At 48.8% G+C, this 18,410-nt stretch carries 12 protein-coding genes and 1 pseudogene; 5 read left to right on the top strand and 8 right to left on the bottom strand.

All coding sequences use genetic code 11. The features are described 5' to 3' along the window. Nucleotides 1-300 precede the first annotated feature (300 nt). Nucleotides 301-1,861 (bottom strand): annotated as a pseudogene (locus QUA99_RS13435) (IS1634 family transposase). Nucleotides 1,862-2,434: 573 nt separating this feature from the next. Between QUA99_RS13435 and QUA99_RS13430 the strand changes: the two are divergent. From QUA99_RS13430 to QUA99_RS13415, 4 genes are all read left to right on the top strand, one after another. After that, nucleotides 2,435-3,841, top strand: a complete 1,407-nt coding sequence (locus tag QUA99_RS13430) for a family 2B encapsulin nanocompartment shell protein (RefSeq protein WP_333237310.1) — start codon at nucleotides 2,435-2,437, stop codon at nucleotides 3,839-3,841. Nucleotides 3,842-4,041: 200 nt separating this feature from the next. Continuing rightward, on the top strand, nucleotides 4,042-4,911 hold the full coding sequence (locus tag QUA99_RS13425; RefSeq protein WP_333237312.1) for a geranyl diphosphate 2-C-methyltransferase: 870 nt from the start codon (nucleotides 4,042-4,044) through the stop codon (nucleotides 4,909-4,911). Nucleotides 4,912-5,006: 95 nt separating this feature from the next. Next, nucleotides 5,007-6,200, top strand: a complete 1,194-nt coding sequence (locus QUA99_RS13420; RefSeq protein WP_333237314.1) for a family 2 encapsulin nanocompartment cargo protein terpene cyclase — start codon at nucleotides 5,007-5,009, stop codon at nucleotides 6,198-6,200. Nucleotides 6,201-6,285: 85 nt separating this feature from the next. After that, nucleotides 6,286-7,689, top strand: a complete 1,404-nt coding sequence (locus QUA99_RS13415) for a family 2B encapsulin nanocompartment shell protein (RefSeq protein ID WP_333237316.1) — start codon at nucleotides 6,286-6,288, stop codon at nucleotides 7,687-7,689. Nucleotides 7,690-7,949: 260 nt separating this feature from the next. Here the strand turns inward: QUA99_RS13415 and QUA99_RS13410 are convergent, their stop codons facing one another. The 5 genes from QUA99_RS13410 to QUA99_RS13390 form a co-directional block, all read right to left on the bottom strand. Further along, nucleotides 7,950-8,657: an IS4 family transposase gene (locus QUA99_RS13410; RefSeq protein ID WP_333237319.1), complete on the bottom strand. Its 708-nt coding sequence runs from the start codon at nucleotides 8,655-8,657 to the stop codon at nucleotides 7,950-7,952. Nucleotides 8,658-9,090: 433 nt separating this feature from the next. Further along, the gene (locus tag QUA99_RS13405) at nucleotides 9,091-11,451 is read right to left on the bottom strand and encodes a family 2 encapsulin nanocompartment cargo protein terpene cyclase (protein ID WP_333237321.1); all 2,361 of its coding nucleotides are present in this window, start codon (nucleotides 11,449-11,451) and stop codon (nucleotides 9,091-9,093) included. 31 nt (nucleotides 11,452-11,482) lie between these two features. Next, entirely contained in the window at nucleotides 11,483-13,744 is a 2,262-nt protein-coding gene (locus QUA99_RS13400; protein WP_333237323.1) for a terpene synthase family protein, read from the bottom strand. Between the two features lie 133 nt (nucleotides 13,745-13,877). Then, a complete protein-coding gene (locus QUA99_RS13395) occupies nucleotides 13,878-14,318 on the bottom strand; it encodes an NUDIX hydrolase (RefSeq protein ID WP_333237325.1) in 441 nt (146 codons plus the stop codon). A 285-nt stretch (nucleotides 14,319-14,603) separates the two neighbouring features. After that, nucleotides 14,604-15,032: a DNA-binding protein gene (locus QUA99_RS13390; RefSeq protein WP_333237326.1), complete on the bottom strand. Its 429-nt coding sequence runs from the start codon at nucleotides 15,030-15,032 to the stop codon at nucleotides 14,604-14,606. Between the two features lie 155 nt (nucleotides 15,033-15,187). Between QUA99_RS13390 and folD the strand changes: the two genes are divergently transcribed. Further along, nucleotides 15,188-16,066: a bifunctional methylenetetrahydrofolate dehydrogenase/methenyltetrahydrofolate cyclohydrolase FolD gene (gene folD, locus QUA99_RS13385; RefSeq protein WP_333237328.1), complete on the top strand. Its 879-nt coding sequence runs from the start codon at nucleotides 15,188-15,190 to the stop codon at nucleotides 16,064-16,066. A gap of 462 nt (nucleotides 16,067-16,528) precedes the next feature. On the opposite strand, the gene QUA99_RS13380 is transcribed toward folD, so the two are convergent. Next, the gene (locus QUA99_RS13380; protein ID WP_333237330.1) at nucleotides 16,529-17,410 is read right to left on the bottom strand and encodes a TauD/TfdA family dioxygenase; all 882 of its coding nucleotides are present in this window, start codon (nucleotides 17,408-17,410) and stop codon (nucleotides 16,529-16,531) included. A 109-nt stretch (nucleotides 17,411-17,519) separates the two neighbouring features. Further along, nucleotides 17,520-18,293, bottom strand: coding sequence for a class II aldolase/adducin family protein (locus QUA99_RS13375; protein WP_333237333.1), 774 nt, complete (start codon nucleotides 18,291-18,293; stop codon nucleotides 17,520-17,522). Nucleotides 18,294-18,410: the final 117 nt, after the last annotated feature.

The raw sequence follows: 18,410 nt of genomic DNA, 5'->3' as shown, positions 1-18,410 counted from the left end.
AAAGTATCGGCATAAAAAGAGCGCTTAATCTACTCTTTGTTCTAAAATTAAACAGCGTAAGTTAGGCTTTTTTCAAAGCCATTATTTTGAGAAATTGAAACTTATCTTATACCATTTTTCTAAAATCGTGCAACACTCTTCGACCCCCTTAGCCCTCCCGCTGCATAGCGGGGGTAACAAGAATACTGTTGCATTCTTTTTTTTAATTGGTATTACTTCAAAGTACAGAGCTAAAAAGAAAGAATCAAAGGATTTTCCGTCGAATCAATAAATAGTAATTTCTCGCTATTTTGGGGGAAATCATAATATTTTTAATCCTTCAATCGTCAAATTTATAATTTGTTTGGCTGAGTCGATCGTTAATAAATGAACCGCTTGAAAACATTAAAATATCCATCGCAATGTCGGACGTTCAGTCCGTTTGCCTAATTGATTTTTTAGGCCTGATTTAGCCTATTGTAGGGCTTGACGTAGATAGCGTTGAGCTAACGTATAAACCAATAAACACAGGCCCGTGATTAAACATAAGGCCTCGATTCTCTCCGGGCTTTTTAGCAAAACACTGTCCCTAAAAAATCAAGGATATTTGAGAAAAGCAAATCCTCGTTCGGCGGATTGCTGTTCTTTATATTTAGCAATCATCTGAGCATTGCTTAACTCATTCACATCCAGAACATTAGTCGCTAATATCAAACGTCCAGCTTGTCGGGTTTCTCTTTATATTAAATTTTAATCGATTGTTAATGAGGCTTAAATTGTCGATAATTCTTTGTTTTTTTTGGGGGGAAATTTTCGAGTTTTTTTTGAACTCTGTTCTCTTTTAATATCCGTTAAATTATGATAATTCAGTTGTTTCGATAGAGTCTGAGGGGTCATTAAGGCATCAAGTCAACACGCAAATTTTTGAGCCGATAATTCCCGAAGTTTTTTCTGCCCTTCTTGTTCGGATTTTGCCGCTTTTTTTTCTAATTGCCGCCGCTCGGACTGGCGACGAATGTCACTTTCTACTACTAACCACCGTTGTTCTATTCCTCCATAATTACTCGGATGTTCAGACTGGCGACAGCCGGGAATTTGGCTTTCTATGAAATCTGATTCCCTCAGTGGAGAGATGAGCCGTTTGGCTTGTTTAATCGTTGAGGGGGTTATACTACTTAACCATTTTAAATTACCCAGAAGTTTTAAATTATTCTCTCTAGATCAAGCACTATCGGCTACCATCAAACCCTCGACCTCAAATTGCTTTTTAAATTCACAGAGAATTTGGGCAAATAATGATGAATCTGCTTCCTTGCCATCGGCGGCTCGTAAAAACAATGGAACATCTCCATCGCCATTGCAAATTATATCTAACATCAACTGCTTTAAGTCCGGTCTGCGATCTCGGGAATATCCATCAGTGATAGAAATTGGTAGGGGAGATGCTTGACAGACTGAATGTTCTGCATCTGGAGTTGTTGTGAAATAGACTTCCGGCATTTTGGGCAAATATGCACCGTGGACGTGAAATGAACTTGAATCTAAATGAACCGTCTGAGTGTCTGCGTTAAATTTTTGCAACAGCAGCCAGAGCCACTGCCGTAAAGATTTGGCCAGCACCCGCCAGATAAAGTTTATCCAAAACTATTCCCAAACGCTCGTCGTTAAGATGTTCTGGTTGAATTACCGCTCCAATCAAATGTTGTGTGGCTTTCCCTTCAAAAATTTTTGAAAATAGATAAAGAGGTGAGGAAAATAAGCCAAGTCCATTCAGAATCATGGCTTTTGCAGCCTGTCCCGAGCTGACTTTTTCTCCGGCTTGTTCAGGGACTATTTCATTGATTATTTCAACAATTCCTATTTCATCAATGACCCCAGCCACTCAACCTAAACGATCGAGGTTTTGAACTTGAATTTCAAGATTAGGGTTCATTCTACTATCGCACTTGTTCGGAGTATGCGGGAAATTATACACCCTTGGTTTGATATTTGTTCGGGGGACAAAAGCCCTATTATATCAAGAGCGAGTGCTATTTCACCTCGACTTAAGATGAAATTTAAAAAATCGGTCCAGTTATTTATTCATGTCAAATAAATTAAGTATAAATACTTAATTTATTTGACCGGAGGTGCTGTTTCTATGGCGAAGCAGCAAGGGAAGGCTCTTGTGACAGTTGAGGCTGCCGAATGTGGGATAGAAGCCTTTAAAATACTGTCCTAACTCTCCCTTTCTTTTCTATAGCTGTCGCGTCACGCTAAACGCTTGACATTTGATATGCTCTTTGAGAATATCAAATGTCAACACGACCTATAGCGTTTCTCAGAAAGATGAGGTATGACTGACAGCTTATATAACCACTAAACGTATAGGGCTCGCATCCCAACTACGTCCGCGAATCTTTTTGAGAACCGCTATATAACCATCAACCAATTCATTACAATCAAGGGGTAAAACATGACATATGCAGAAGATGTGAATTCTAATCGGCAGACACAAGCGTTCCAGTCGAGCCTGAGTACTCGGGCAGCGAAGCAGTTGGCCACAACCACCAAGACCGCTCCGCAGATGCAGGGCATCACCTCACGCTGGCTCAGCCACCTGTTGCCCTGGGTGGAGCTGCGCGGCGGCTCTTATCGCGTCAACCGCCGCTTGACCTATGAGCTGGGTGATGGTCGCGTCACCTTTACGAACGTCGGGTCAAGGATTCAGGTAATTCCCCAGGAGCTGCGCGAGCTGGCCTTTCTGCGCGAATTTGAAGACGAAACCGTCTTGAACGCGTTGGCCGACCGCTTTGTGCAGCAGGAGTTTCAACCCGGTGATGTGCTGGTGGAAAAGGGAACCCCCGCCGACCAGATTGTGCTGATTGCTCACGGCAAAGTGAGCAAGATCGGTACGGGCAAGTATGGCGATGAGGTGGAATTGGGTGTGTTGATCGATGGCGACCACTTTACCTATCAAGCCATTCTCGAATCCGGCGATCTCTGGGACTTCACCATCAAGGCGATCACGCGCTGTACGGTCTTGGCGCTGACACAAAGATCTTTTGAAGAACTGGTCAACTCCTCAGAATCTCTTCAGGCGCACATCGAGGCGTTTCAAGCCCAACCCCCCAAGCCTCACGATCGGCACGGTCAGGCCCCCATCGAGCTGGCCGCCGGCCACAACGGCGAACCCGTGCTGCCCACGACCTTTGTTGATTACGAAACCTCTCCGCGCGAATATGAGTTGAGCCTGGCACAGACGGTGCTGCACGTTCACACCCGCGTTGCCGATCTCTACAACGATCCGATGAACCAGATTGCGGAACAACTCAAGCTAACGGTGCACGAGTTGCGCGAGCGCCAGGAGTACGAGTTGGTCAACAACCAAGAGTTCGGCCTGTTGCACAACGCCGACCTCAGCCAGCGCTTCCCCACCCGCAATGGCCCGCCCACGCCAGATGATTTTGATGAGCTGATCACCCGCCGCCGCAATGCACAGTACATTTTTGCCCACCCGCGTGCCATTGCCGCCTTTGGCCGCGAGTGCAACAAGCTGGGTCTCTACCCCGACAGCCATGATATGGGGGGCGAACGAGTCATGGCGTGGCGCAACATCCCGATTTTGCCCTGCAACAAGATTCCCATCAGCAACACCCAGACCAGTTCCGTGATCGTTGTCCGTACCGGTGAGGACAATCAAGGTCTGGTCGGTCTTCGACCCGCAGCGTTGCCCGATCAGCACGAGCCAGGGTTGAACGTGCGCTTTATGGGCATCAACGAGAAAGCCATCATCTCCTACCTCGTCAGCAACTACTTCTCCGCTGCCATCCTCGTACCCGATGCCGTCGGCGTGCTCGAAGATGTCGAGCTAGGACGCTAGTAAATCCCGGCAGAGATACCTGAACAGTCAACTGTCAGCATCTTGGCGTTGCTGATTTACGGTATGAAAGGGTAAATATGCAAGTCATAGAAACCTGTATCCACAAAGCTTCTGAATTTTCAACTGATTTTTTTCATACCTTGATTAAGCAACGCCCACCATACACTCATTGAAACAGCTATTGACGAGTAACACATTCTATGGACATCCCCCAAAATATCACTGCCGACAATGTTTTGCGCAGCGAATATCAGAAGTCGGTTGCCAACTATTGGAACCAAGAAAAGTATCCCGTTAATCTGCTGCTCGGCCAAGTTGACGGCTATTACCACCACCACTACGGGATCGGCGATGTCGATTGGTCGGTGTTGGAGGCTCCCGAAGGTGAGCGCGACGATCGGATGATTCGCGAGCTGCACCGGCTCGAACACGCCCAGGCGGTGTTCCTGCTCGACCATCTGGGCGATGTCAAGCCTGATGACCGCGTGATGGATGGCGGTTCCGGTCGCGGCGGCACCAGTTTCATGGTCAATGAACGCTTTGGTTGTCAGGTCGACGGAGTGTCAATCTCAGAATCTCAGGTCGAGTTTGCCAACGACCAGGCTGCGCAGCGCGGCGTGGCCGACAAGGTCAAGTTCCACTTTCGCAACATGCTGGATACCGGCTTCGATACGGGAGCCATGCGCAGCATTTGGACGAATGAGACCACCATGTATGTAGATCTGTTCAAGCTGTTCGCCGAGTTTGCACGCCTTTTGCAGGATGGTGGTCGCTACGCCTGCATCACGGGTTGCTACAACGACGTTACGGGGGGGCGCTCGCGGGCGGTCAGCCAGATCGATGCGCATTACATCTGTAACATCCATCCGCGCAGTCAATATTTCAAGGCACTGGCGGCGAACAACCTCGTGCCGATTACCGTGACCGACCTGACTCCCCTAACGATTCCCTACTGGGAACTGCGGGCCAAGTCTTCGCTCGTCACCGGGGTCGAGGATTACTTCCTTACGGCATACAAAGAGGGCAGCTTCCACTACCTGCTCATCGTCGCCGATCGTATCATTCGGTAAGGCTTATCCAAAACACAAACCGCACCATGGTGTGGTGCGTAGCGCGGATACTGCACACGGACTACACACCAACACTCTGATACAGGGATAAGACTATGAAAGATACCAACCTGGATGATACGAGTACCGCATTTTTATTCGGTCCGACTGGCCTCGGTACATCCGCCGCTCGCTTTGTGAGCGAGCTGGCAAAGGCTGCTCGTGCCGGTAACCTGGATCCACGGCTGCTCCAGGCAGACCTCGCCCCGGCGGGGGACCTCGATCCGGCCTATGCAGAGAGATCCTGGGGCGATGGGACTGCCTCGCCGCTCTACTGCCCCATTACCGAGCGATTCAACGAGCCGCTGGCGGACGAGGTAGACGATCGGCTGGCGGCCTGGGCACTGGAGTGCGGGTTCGATGAGGACGAGGTGGAGAAGATTCGCAAGGTACGGTTCGGACGGCTGGTTATGCTGGCCCACCCGGACTGCGACGACCCAGATCGGCTGTTGATCGGTGCCAAGCTGAACATGGCCTGGTGGGCAGCCGACGACTACTACGCTGACGACAGCGAGCTCGGTGCGGATCCAATGTTGCTCCCCCCACGTCTCCTCTTGGCGATGACCGCCATGGACCCGCCACCCCCGGCGGGGGAATTTACTCCACCGTTGGAGGAGGCCCTGGCTGCGGAGCGCGTCCTCGTGGCCCTGGGCTCCGGCATCGACTACCTGGCCCAGTACGCCACACCCGAGCAAGTGCAGCGCACCTGTTACGCCACCTTCTCTATGTTTGTCTCTTGGAGTGCCTATGCGGCGTGGCGCTACACCGACGAGTACCCGCCAGCCTGGAAGTACCTGGCTGCGCGCCAGCACGACAGCTTCTACACCTCCATGACTCTGATCGACCCCATCGGTGGGTACATCCTGCCGGCGGATCTCTTCTTTGAACCCCGTGTCCGTCACGCAGCGTTCTTGGCCGGGACGGCCGTCGTCATGGTCAACGATCTCCTTTCGGTCGCCAAAGATCTGGCAGACGAGAAGCCACCAGTCAACATGGTGCTACAGATTGCGGCGGATCGGGGCTGCTCTATCAAAGAGGCGACGGAGATCACCGTCAAGTTTCACAACGACCTGGTTCATGACTTTCGGGAATGCCACCAGAAGCTCCAGGCCGTACCCAACGCGGAGCTTCAGCGGTTCCTGCGCGGATTGCGCGGGTGGATGGGCGGCGCGTTCGAATGGCACAACAGCAACCCGCGCTATAAGAACAGCAACGCTACCCCGCAGATGGATTCACAATCATCAACCTAACCAGAGAAGCCTACATGGTTCAACGGGACTGTATATGGTTGAATAAACCAGAAGAGTTATGTTCACATAGAAATCAAGGTGAAAGATGACCGAAGACGTTAACCCAAATGGGCAGATGCTAGCAGAGCAGTCGAGCTTGAGTACAGATGCGGCGCGCAAGTTAGCCACAACCGCCAAGACTGCTCCGCAGATGCAGGGCATCAGTTCGCGCTGGATCAGCCGCCTGTTGCCTTGGGTGCAGTTGCGCGGCGGCTCTTATCGCGTCAACCGCCGCTTGACCTATGCGCTGGGCGATGGCCGAGTGACCTTTACCAATGTGGGGTCCACCATACGAGTGATCCCGCAAGAGTTGCGCGAAATGGCCCTGTTGCGCGAGTTTGACGAGGAAATGGTGTTGAACACGTTGGCAGATCGCTTTGTGCAGCAGGAGTTTCAACCCGGTGATGTGCTGGTGGAAAAGGGAACCCCCGCAGACCAGATTGTGCTGATTGCCCACGGCAAGGTCAGCAAGATCGGTACGGGCAATTATGGCGATGAGGTGGAGCTTGCGGTGTTGGCCGATGGCGACCACTTCACCTACCAGGCTATCATCGAATCCGGCGATCTCTGGGACTTCACTATCAAGGCGATCACGCGCTGCACGGTGTTGGTGCTGACGCAGCGGGCGTTTGAAGAGGTGGTGGCTTCCTCTGAATCGCTGCAAGCCCACATCGCAGAATTCAAAGCCCGCCCGCCAAAAGCCCAAGATACACACGGTCAGGCCGCCATTGCGTTAGCTGCCGGTCATACAGGCGAACCCGTGCTGCCCACGACCTTTGTCGATTACGAGACCTCGCCGCGCGAATACGAGTTGAGCCTGGTGCAGACGGTGCTGCGTGTCCATACCCGCGTTGCCGATCTCTACAACGATCCGATGAACCAGATCGAACAACAGCTCAAATTGACTGTGCATGAGTTGCGCGAGCGCCAGGAGTACGAATTGGTCAACAATCAAGAGTTCGGCCTGCTGCACAACGCCGACCTCAGCCAGCGCTTCCCTACCCGCAACGGCCCGCCCACGCCAGATGATTTTGATGAGCTGATCACCCGGCGGCGCAATTCACAGTACATTTTTGCCCACCCGCGTGCCATCGCCGCCTTTGCGCGTCAGTGCAACAGAATCGGTATCTACCTGGAAAGTATCGATGTGGGTGGAAACCGCATTCCGGCGTGGCGCGGCATCCCCATCTATTCCTGTGGCAAAATCCCCATCGACAGAAAGACCCAGACCACGTCGATCATCGTCATGCGTACCGGTGAGGACAATCAGGGCGTGGTGGGTCTTCAGCCTGCGGAGTTACCCGATCAATATGAGCCAGGGTTGAACGTGCGCTTTATGGGCATCAACGAAAAGGCCATCATCTCCTATCTGGTCAGCAACTACTTCTCCGCCGCTATCCTTGTCCCCGACGCCGTCGGCATTCTCGAGGATGTCCAGATCGGGTGGTAGGAGGTCGGTAGGACAGAACGGGTGCGTTCCATTAAGTAGTTCGGTCTAATAAAGTGGTGATGAGAGAAACTTGTTGTGTCCGAAATCCTGGAATAGCAATATAGTAGTGGATTTCTCGGACAGTGAGAGTTTGGGGAAGTGTGGCGAATTCTTCTTTGGTTGAGCCTCGATCGCAGGTTTGAGGCTTCTTCCAAACAGTTGGCTTATCATGTGACCCTACAATTTTACTTTTTCGTAGCTCTTGAAAACGTGCTTGATGCTTACGAAATACGACATCTGCTTGACGGTTTTTGACAAAAAACATCCGCATAAGAACAGAAAGCCCGGTCTCCTAAAAGCACATCATTTGGGTTAAGAAATTCATACAGTCGTCTTGCCAACTTGATATCATGTGTGTTGAGAACATCGATAACGATAGCAATAGCAGCACCTGTAGCCAAACTGAATAAAACACCAATTTTAGCAATGGGAAAGCGACAGCCAGGAGATTTAGTGCTAGGTTGAGGATAAGCTTGTTGATTTTTAGCTGTATCTGGCATCGATACAGTTGAACCATCAATTATCACGATGTGACGACCACACCATAAGTATTCTGGAGTAACTTTGTTCTCTAAACTTTTTGCTACTTTACCAAATAGTTGTTGCAGTAGTTTTTCTGGTAGACGTTGACGAGGTTGGCAATAAGCACCAGTATCCTGGGAGGGAATTTCCACATTTTCACCGGATAACCAAGCAATAACCCGACTGACAGCATTATGGCAACTCTTGTCGGCATCTAAAACCTGGGAAAGAAATGCCCACAGTGTGACAAACGGGTCAAAGAGTCGGCGGCGGTACTTAATTTCAAGGGTGTCGAGAGCTTCCTGAATGGTGGCTTCTGGTAGCAGGTCACAGAAGGGCAATTCGACGCTGTTGTTAAATTTATCCTTGAGAATTTGTACTCGATTGGGAATCTTAGAAGTAGTCATGATAGCCTAGTTGTTTGAGATCCAGTTTGACTGGATATTGGCTTTGAGCTGGCACACTATTTTTATTTGAAAAATAATTTTAGAATTAAAAACAAAAATAAACAATTTGTCAAAAATCCATAGAAAGGACGACCAACTAGCACCATGGGTGACAAGTTAAGACTTAATTGCATTTGTCAATCAGTAATATTACTCAAAAAAACTGCTGTTTGAGGAGTGGAAAATTCACGATTTGAGAGGGAGTAGGTATAAATAGCACCCTCGGCACGATCGCACGATCGCCCAAATCTCAGTTTTGAGCCCAAAATCCGAGTAAATCTCGAGCATAATTGCTGATTGACAAATGCTTTTTAGCTTAACTTGTTACCAATGAACTAGCACCAATTACCAGTAATATTACAATTAGTGGATACTGCGTAATTACTAATACGCATCAGTAAGAGTTAGGGATTGGGGATTGGGGATTGGGAACTGGTGACTGGGAAAGGGAAAGATCGGATAATCTTGTGGCGGGAAGGGAGTCATCGATTGAGTGCAATCCAGACTCAGTTCTTCCGGCACCCAACAGCGATCCGATCCGTGCTGCCGATGTGCCCAGCCCTTTGGGACCGCTGAGCAGTCGCGCTATTGGGGAAGCACTATTACGCAATTCAAATTCCTTATAGCGGTCTACCTTGATATGCCATCTGAGTACGCCGCACATCCAATTTTCTAATTTCTCGACGTATGCGAGCAGTTTGTTGCGGGTACTTTCATCCAGGTTGAAATCGTCGAATAGGGCAGGCAATTCAGTAGCGACGATGTGTTGAAATTGTTGTGCCCGATCGGTCATCAGATTGTTCACAATCTCGACAGCCTGGGGTATATCGCAGTTGAGAAAATTCTGCACAACCAGCACGACGTTATGGATTTCGCCCTCGAATTCGATTTCTTTCTGGTACGAGAAGATATCGTTAGTGAAACAGGCAAAGTCGGCAGCAGCATTTTCCAGCGATCGCATCGGTCGGCTGTAGTAAATCTCCATCGGGATCTCGCCGCCCTGGGCCAGTCGAGACAGGCTCATCGTCAAATCCGAGCCAAACGTCTTGCGGCGCATCTCAATATAATCGATCGGGTCAGGAATCCGATTTTGGATCTGGTTGGCGAGTTCCCACACCCAACTGTCAGTCATGTCCTGAATCGCGCGGCGGAACTCAGTCCGGGCGGTGAGGGACATGGGGCCAGCAGTGCGAGACCAAATATCTGCCAAGCCCCGTTCCACCGGATTAGTCGGCACGGCAGGGGGAGTGGAGTCGTCGAGGGGCATGAAAACCGACATTCGGGCGTTGAACACTTTCGCACCAACTATGTCCCGGTTATTCCCGTAGATTGCTGGGAAGTAATCGTCGGCATAGGTTCCCCACACCAGCCAGCACGCTGTCAGATTTAGCTCATCCTCAGACCCTTTGGGATGAATCCACGCGCCGCATAGGGCGACATCGGCAACATCAAACTTGTGGTCATTCCAGATAAAGCCATCAGGAATGCCCGGTAGCTCGTCCAGCATCCCCATCCGGCGCGCCCAGTCCTTGGAATGCTTCCGTGCATTATCCAGATTGGGATTCAAAGTGGTAGAGAAGGGCATATAAAACTTGGGCAGCTTTACTGGGCCTACGTGCTGGTAGGGAACGTGAGTAAAGCTATTGAACCTTCCTAAACCCAAGGTGGCGTATAACGATTCCAAGCGCACCCCGGAAGTGCCTAACCCTGTGGGGCCTAGATTCAGCGTCGGTGTCGCAGAATTACCCGCTTCCTCGTTCATGTAGCGGCTCGATCTCATGTGCCACTCGTGACCGCCCGACTGCCAATCCTGAAGTCCTTTGATATAGAGGAGAACGTTCACACGCTCTACGGGGTCTACTCCGTACTCCTCAAAAAGGGAGGGCAACTCGGTAACAGCAGTGTTGTCAAACTGATACAACCGCGAGCTGAGCAGCTCGTTGGTGAGATTAGCCGCCTCTTGGGTACTAATATTCAAGAAACGCTCAAGTACAAGCACACAATTGGAATTTTCACCTTCATCTTCCACTTCTCTTTGGTACGAGAATAGATCGTTGCGAAGGTGCACTCCATCGGCAAATGTGTCTTTGAGGACTCGCATCGGTCGAGTGGCGGCAATTTTAGCTGGAACTTCTACAAACGCAGCGTGTTCGACGAGATGGGCTGACCAAGGTGCGCCACCGACTTTGCGCCGCATCTCGATATATTCGATCGGGTTGGCAATCCGATTTTGATTGATATTGGCGAGTTCCCACATCGACTCATCTAAGAGGTGTTTGGTACTCTCAAAGAATCGTTGCCGCCATTCTACAGACTTGGTAAAGGCAGTGCGAGACCAGAGGTTTAACAAACCGCGCTCTACTGGGTTGGTGGGAACGGGAGGGGTTTCGTTAGGAAAAATCGGCATAAATGCCGGTAGTCGATCGAGGTATTCCTTCGCCCCAACCAAATCTTGACTGCGCTTATAGATTTCCAGGAAGTGATCGTCAAAAAAGAACACCCACACATACCAGTCCGTTACTAGGTCAAGTTCCGTCCCTGGTGCGTCTGGATGGGTGTAAGAGCAAAGTAAAGCGTAGTCATGGGCATCGAATGTGCGTTCGTCCCAAATAGGTTGTCCTTGGGCTTCCTCTTTTGAGCCAAGTATTCCCATCTCGTAGGCCCACGCCTTGGAATGAACTCGCGCTGCTTCCAAGTTTGGGTTCAGCCGTGCCGGCCAAGGCATATAAAAATCTGGCAGTTTAAATGGTTGCATAATTTGTGTCTAAACTATTCTCAAGTCTTGTCTAGCGATTATTGACAAAAGGATTGCTCGTACCGACGAAAGAGCCGATATTGAAAGCTGAATTTCCTTGCCCTTTGGGAGTGCTGACTCCTGGCTGTGCCTTCGGAAGATTGGGGGAAGGAAAGTCGGTATAGCGGCGAGTTTTTTGAGTCCAAACAAAATTACCCGCCATCCAAATCTTCAATCTTTTGACATAGGCAAGGCATTGCTGGCGGGCATTTGCGTCTAGGTTTAGCTGGTCAAATAGATTTGGTAGTTCGGCGACGATATGTTCAAACTCATTCAATCGAGCGGTCAAGAGATTGTTAACAATGTTGACCGATTCCTGTAAAGGACAGTCAAGAAATCGCTTGATGACTAACACGCTATTGTGGATTCCGCCTTCAAACTCCATTTCTTTCCGGTAGGAAACAATGTCGTTGGATAAACCGATCCAATCAATTGTGATGTTGTTTAGCGATTGTATCTGTCGGTTAGAGTGAACTTCCGGCGGGATGTCCTCGCTGAGGTCATATTGAGCCAGGGCGATCGTAATCTCTCCGGCAGCAGTCTGGCGACGCATCTCAACGTAGTCCACTGGTTCAGGGACTCGATCTTGGACGACATTGCTAATTTCCCACCATTCCCCCTCAACGTAGTTTTGCATATGGTTAGCAAACTTTTGCCGCCATTCCAGCGGCAGGTGGGAGGCAGTGCGGGGCCATAGATCGACCAAAGCCCTTTCCAAGGGGTTGGTTGGCGCAGGGGGAGGAGAGAGATCCACTGGCATGAAGGCTGGTATTCGGTTGATGAAATCTTTAGCCCCCGCTAGATCCCGAGGGCGTTTATATCTTTCCTGGAAGTAGTCATCCTCGAAGAACATCCAGACACACCAATCGGCCACCAGTTCCAGTTGCAGGACGGTCATATCTGGATTGGTTGCTGCTGCAAAGAAAGCGAGATCCATTGAGTCGAACCTGCGATCGTCCCAGAGGCCAAGGTTCAGTGTATCCTCTACGGGGCTTAACATCCCCATTGCAGAAGCCCACGCCTTGATATGCACGCGGGCTGCTTCCAGGTGGGGGTTGACCTGGGCTGAGAACGGCATATAAAAGTTGGGAAATTTAAACTCGTATGTAAACTCGTCCTTGACTTTCTCCGGTGTCTTCAATCCTCCTGGACGCTTGGTATCCCTTGGTAAATCGAAAATCCTCGCCAGGGAAGTTCCCAGCCCTGTGGGGCCGATCGCCAATCGCCCTGTGGCTGAAGAATTTTCCGCTTCTTCGTTCATGTAGCGGCTCGATCTCATGTGCCACTCATGGCCGCCCGACTGCCAATCCTGAAGTCCTTTGATATAGAGGAGAACGTTTACCTGCTGTACGGGGTCTATGCCGTTCTCTGCAAAGAGGAGGGGAAGTTCAGTGATTGCGGTGTTCTCAAACTGGTGTAACCGCGAGGTGAGCAAATCGTTGGTGATGTTAGCGGCCTCTTGGGCGTCAACGTTGAGGAATTTCTCAAGCACAAGCACACAATTGGAATTTTCACCTTCATCTTCCACTTCTCTTTGGTAGGAGAACAGGTCGTTGCGAAGGTGCACTCCATCGGCAAATGTGTCTTTGAGAACTCGCATCGGTCGAGTAGCGGCAATTTTAGCTGGAACTTCTACAAACGCAGCGTGTTCGACGAGATTGGCCGACCAGGGTGCGCCGCCGACTTTGCGCCGCATCTCGATATATTCGATCGGGTTAGCAATCCGATTTTGATTGATATTGGCGAGTTCCCACATCGACTCATCTAAGAGGTGCTTGGTATTCTCGAAGAACCGTTGCCGCCATTCTGCAGACTTGGTAAAAGCGGTGCGAAACCACAGGTTAGCCAAGCCTCGCTCTACTGGGTTGGTGGGAACGGGAGGGGCTTGAGTCGGGTAAACTGGCATAAATGCGGGTAGTCGATCGAGGTATTCCTTCGCCCCAACCAGGTCTTGACTGCGCTTATAGATTTCCAAAAAGTGATCGTCAAAAAAGAATACCCACACATACCAATCGGTTACTAGGTCTAACTCCGTTGCTGGTGCGTCTGGATGGGTATAGGAACAAAGCAAGGCGTAGTCATGGGCATCGAATTGGCGTTCGTCCCAAATAGGTTGTCCTTGGGCTTCCTCTTTTGAACCAAGTATGCCCATTTCATAGGCCCACGCCTTGGAATGAACTCGCGCTGATTCAAGGTTTGGGTTCAGCCGTGCCGGCCAAGGCATATAAAATTCTGGCAGTTTAAAGGGTTGCATTATCTGCGCGTAACCTTCTGTTGGGTCTTGTTGCTATTTTTTGCCGACCAACGGCTGAGCTGTGGCAGTTGGCGAGCATTCTCGCGGGCCTAGCTACGTCGCATATGTGGTTTGTTAGTGATTGTACTGTACGTTAGTTCATATTCACGGTGGCTTTCGAGTCAATAAAATTTAACAAAATACGTTGGTGAGGCAGACCGAGCGATCGCACATTTCCGGCTTTCTCGGAATAGCAAACGCCAGCCCGAATATGATCAGGTGTCAACAACTTCATATCCCAACCTTCAAGCAAAACTAAATCCTTGACATCTGCACTAAGTTGTGAATAAAAAACGTGTCGGACAACATCTCCTTCGACATCGCAACAAAAAAGAGAGACACTAGCAGGAGCATAACTAATTTCTTCTTTCAATTCCCGGAGTAAGGCAACTTCTGGCGTTTCCCCCGGTTCTAGGTGTCCGCCAAACAAAGCCCAATGTCCCGGATACCTAATATTAGGAATATCGTCCCGCAACTGGCAGAGAAACTTGCCTTCTCGGTACAAAATCGCGACCGCCACGTGAATTTTATTCATTTGTTATGGGGAATTGGTAATTGGTAATACCAATTTTTTATGAGGCCCCGTAGAATCCGATCCCCCCTAACCCCCCGCCGGAGGGGGGGACAAGATTCTTCTCAAAGTCCCCGCAACGATGCGGGGAATGCGAAGGGGATCGAGATATGTGAACTTCACATTAAATTGGTATAATTGGTACAGTGATTAGTTGTTAGTTTTTATTTTTTAGTTGTTATTGGTAAGGGGCTACCAATGCCCGATGCTTTTAGGCCCGATGCCCAATTCCAAATAACCTTTTGCTTCTTATTTTTCTTTGTCGGCCGGAGTGCGCTTTAACTGTTCTATTTCGTCAACATAAACCTCACCTAAATCCTTACCAGCCAATTCCTTCAGCGTAATACTTTTATACCGCACTTCGCCTTTAAGCAACACTTCATCACCAAGTTGTGGCAAATCTTGCTTGGTTAAAATCCAAATACTGCCAGTACCATCCTCAAGTTGATAAGCCGCATTCCCGACAAACGGAGCGCGATTTTCCACCTTTCCCCGGAGATAAACTTCAGCATCGACTTGCCGCTTTTGTTGAACGTCGCCAATGCTAGCGACATTAAAGCCCAGATTAAGTTGAGACAGAGGTAAATTGCCACAACTGAACAAAGCGCTGGCGAATATAAGCGATAAAGAGCCGATGCAGCTTTTTTTAACCCAAACTTGCTTAATTACAGTAGTCATTTAGTCAAATGATTGAAGATTGGAGATACGACTTACTGTAACAGAATTGGAAAAATCGATCGCAACTCAGAAGAGACTGCTGCACAATCTAGGTGAGCGTTTAAGCTAAAATCTAAAATCGTCAGCCGTTTCTTACCCCTAACCCACAGTCTACAATGGAAGCCAAAACTGCTCGCATATTAGATGGTAAAGCTTTAGCCCAAAAGATTCAAAGCGAGCTGAGCGATCGAGTCCGCGCCCTACAACCCCAAAAAGGGCGTCCTCCGGGACTTGCGGTGCTGATGGTAGGGGACAACCCAGCTAGCGCAGCCTATGTTCGCAACAAAGAGCGAGCCTGCGCTAAAGTTGGCATAGCTTCCTTCGGCCAGCATTACCCCGCAAACGCTACTCAAGCCGAACTAGAACTTGCAATTCGTGCACTCAACGAGGACGATCGAGTAGACGGCATTTTAGTTCAACTACCGCTACCAGAACACTTAGATGCAATTGCCCTGCTGTACCAAATTGCCCCGGACAAAGATGCTGACGGACTTCACCCTGTAAATTTAGGCCGCTTGGTGCGCGGGGAAGAAGGTTTGCGGAGTTGTACTCCCGCCGGAGTAATGCGGTTATTGCAAGAATACCAGATTGATTTGAAAGGGAAAAACGCTGTAGTTTTGGGCCGCAGTATTTTGGTGGGTAAACCGATGGCGCTGATGCTTTTAGAAGCCGATTGTACTGTTACAGTAGCTCATTCACGGACGCAAAATCTAGAATCCATCACCAATCAAGCCGATATTCTAATAGCCGCAGTCGGCCGTACAGAAATGATTGCAGCTAATATGGTCAAACCTGGATCGGTAGTAATCGATGTCGGTATTAACCGCGTTGTCAATCCAGACGGTACTAGCCGTTTGGCCGGAGATGTTGAGTTTGATGCTGTTAAAACAGTAGCCGAATTTATCACGCCGGTACCGGGAGGAATCGGGCCGATGACTGTTGCTATGCTTTTGGAAAATACCGTTTCGAGTTATTGCAAGAAGCAAGAGGGATGAAGGCAACCCATTTAACAAATGGAAGGGAAAATAAGAGGGAAGAAATCAACAAATAACCGATTTTTTGCAAAAGTCTAATTAGATGTTTTAACTAGCTGGATAAAAATAAACAATGTCATTGTTCACTGCGTGTCGCAATCTCAAAGCGCAAGCCAATTGCTTCGCTTCACTACGTTTCGCTCGCCATGACATGGCTGCGTTTATTTAGGGATGACAATTAAATAAAATCCACTTTTCATGACTGTTGTGGGATGGGCTCTCGTAGCCCGTCCCCGATAGACGGGCTACGAGAGCCCATCCCACAAGAAAAAAGGGAAATTATTTAATTGACGATCCTTATGTCCTACTACAGCGGTTCTCAAGAAAGTGAGGTATGCTTTTCGGTCTGATGCTTTTCGGCCCTATGCCCTATGCCTATGCCCTATGCCCTATGCCCTATGCCCCAATTGCGTGGATTTGCATTTAGAACGGAAACGCTGGAGAACATAACCGCAAATAAATATCCCGTTGATTATCAGAAAAAGCTCTTCTGCCATGCATGATTCTAGTATTGTCAACCATTAGAATATCCCCTGTTTCCCAGGATATCTCTGTAGTTATTCTCTCAGCCAATTCATTAAGCTCAGAAACAATATCATCAGTAATTTCTGAATCATCATCAAAGCAAACTACGTTTTTATATCTATGTATTGCTGGCAATAAACTGTTGATAAAGGTCGGATATTTTCCACATCTACTTGGGTGTATTGCTGGAGAGATAAATTGAAGATTGATTGATTCATCTTCGTTGATTTGCAATAGTAAATTATTGCTTCTACAGGTCTGTTCTACTACTCTTAAATCATCAGTTTTGTATTGTGTCTGCCAACGCTCCTTATCCAAATGACCCAAAAATTTTAATTTTTTATTCCTAAATAACTCTTTGAGTGGACTGCTGAGTTCATTAAACAATTGCCTACCATCACATAGTATTGTTTCACCGTCTTGTGATGCTGGATGAGCGCAGAAAAACCAAAGCATTAACGGAATATCTTTCTGATAGTACATTTCTCCATGCAATTTAATCTCATCATTAAAATCATTGACGCTTAAAATAGTTGCATTCCCATTAATTACTCGGCGATTAAAGACGCCTCCGGTGTAATCCAGAAAATCTTTACTAAGGGAGTTAGTGAATTGGGTAAAAGTGTCAACACTATTTTCAAACCCTCTAAACAGCAAGAAACCATAAGATTTAAACAGGTTAATAATTTCTTCCCTGTCCAGGTCTAAAATATTGATATTATCTGTATTGATGATTTGTTGACCAACATTTTCTGATAAAAGCTGTGTATTTATTTTCATATCTATCTCCTAGCTATTTTCTATTTTGTACAGAGCGTGGTTGAAAAAATCACTGCTCATTCCTTGAGATTGCTAAATAGTCCTCTATTCAAAATTCATCAAACCTGCTTTACTCCAGCAGTTCAGGTTGTTGATGTACGATTAATTCGTAAAGCGGTTGAAAGCTAAACCAGCCTAGCTGATGTGAACCTACCAGGCGCTGCGCCAGACGAGCATTGTCGGAGTCGATGAGGATGGGGATGCCAGCCGCCTCTGCCATCAACTGCGCCTGACAAGAGCGTTCCAGTGCGACAAACCACCAAGCGGCTTCATCAACTGAATGACCTACCGTGAGTAGACCGTGGTTGCGGAGGATAATGGCTTTCTTCTCCCCTAGTGCTTGGGCTATGCGCTTGCCTTCCTCAAGTTCGAGAACTACTCCCGTGTAGTCATCAAACAGGCTGTGGTCTTCGTAGAAGGAACAGGCATCTTGGGTGAGGGGGTCGAGGAGACGACCGAGACTAGACCAGCTTTTGCCGTAAATTGAATGAGCGTGTGCTGCTGCCACGACATCAGGACGGGCTGCATGAATTTGAGAATGGATTGCATAAGCTGCCGTGTTAATAGGCTTGTGCCCCTCTATAACTTCACCTTGATGGTTCACCAGGAGCAGGTCGCTGACCCGGATGAGACTGAAGTGTCTACCCAACGGATTCACCCAGAAGCAATCCAGGTGTTCAGGGTCGCGGACGGTAATGTGCCCCGCGATGCCCTCACTAAACCCAAAGTGTCCAAACAGACGTAAGGCCGCAGCAAGGCGCTGCTTGCGATGACGGCGTTCTTCATCAACCGTAGCAAAGGTCGGAGGCTCAAAGATGGATTGAGGTTCTTTTAAGGCATGCATAGAAGGCGTGTCAACTTAATTTGACAGGGCTGGGTTATTTGGCGTTGCTGAACTAGGGTATGATGAAGTTGTCCTCCGAGCGTCAAAAATCACACACATTTAAAAGCAATATTATGC

The sequence above is a fragment of the Microcoleus sp. F10-B2 genome (assembly GCF_036704965.1).
GTDB lineage: Bacteria > Cyanobacteriota > Cyanobacteriia > Cyanobacteriales > Microcoleaceae > Microcoleus.
Note: the sequence above shows the minus strand (reverse complement) of the source record. Positions and strands in the feature narration are given on the sequence as shown.

Bases quoted from the DNA above. Each gene is read 5' to 3' on its own strand.
- QUA99_RS13430 (WP_333237310.1), top strand. From the start codon at position 2,435: ATGACATATGCAGAAGATGTGAATTCTAATCGGCAGACACAAGCGTTC.
- QUA99_RS13425 (WP_333237312.1), top strand. From the start codon at position 4,042: ATGGACATCCCCCAAAATATCACTGCCGACAATGTTTTGCGCAGCGAA.
- QUA99_RS13420 (WP_333237314.1), top strand. From the start codon at position 5,007: ATGAAAGATACCAACCTGGATGATACGAGTACCGCATTTTTATTCGGT.
- QUA99_RS13415 (WP_333237316.1), top strand. From the start codon at position 6,286: ATGACCGAAGACGTTAACCCAAATGGGCAGATGCTAGCAGAGCAGTCG.
- QUA99_RS13410 (WP_333237319.1), bottom strand. From the start codon at position 8,657: ATGACTACTTCTAAGATTCCCAATCGAGTACAAATTCTCAAGGATAAA.
- QUA99_RS13405 (WP_333237321.1), bottom strand. From the start codon at position 11,451: ATGCAACCATTTAAACTGCCAGATTTTTATATGCCTTGGCCGGCACGG.
- QUA99_RS13400 (WP_333237323.1), bottom strand. From the start codon at position 13,744: ATGCAACCCTTTAAACTGCCAGAATTTTATATGCCTTGGCCGGCACGG.
- QUA99_RS13395 (WP_333237325.1), bottom strand. From the start codon at position 14,318: ATGAATAAAATTCACGTGGCGGTCGCGATTTTGTACCGAGAAGGCAAG.
- QUA99_RS13390 (WP_333237326.1), bottom strand. From the start codon at position 15,032: ATGACTACTGTAATTAAGCAAGTTTGGGTTAAAAAAAGCTGCATCGGC.
- folD (WP_333237328.1), top strand. From the start codon at position 15,188: ATGGAAGCCAAAACTGCTCGCATATTAGATGGTAAAGCTTTAGCCCAA.
- QUA99_RS13380 (WP_333237330.1), bottom strand. From the start codon at position 17,410: ATGAAAATAAATACACAGCTTTTATCAGAAAATGTTGGTCAACAAATC.
- QUA99_RS13375 (WP_333237333.1), bottom strand. From the start codon at position 18,293: ATGCATGCCTTAAAAGAACCTCAATCCATCTTTGAGCCTCCGACCTTT.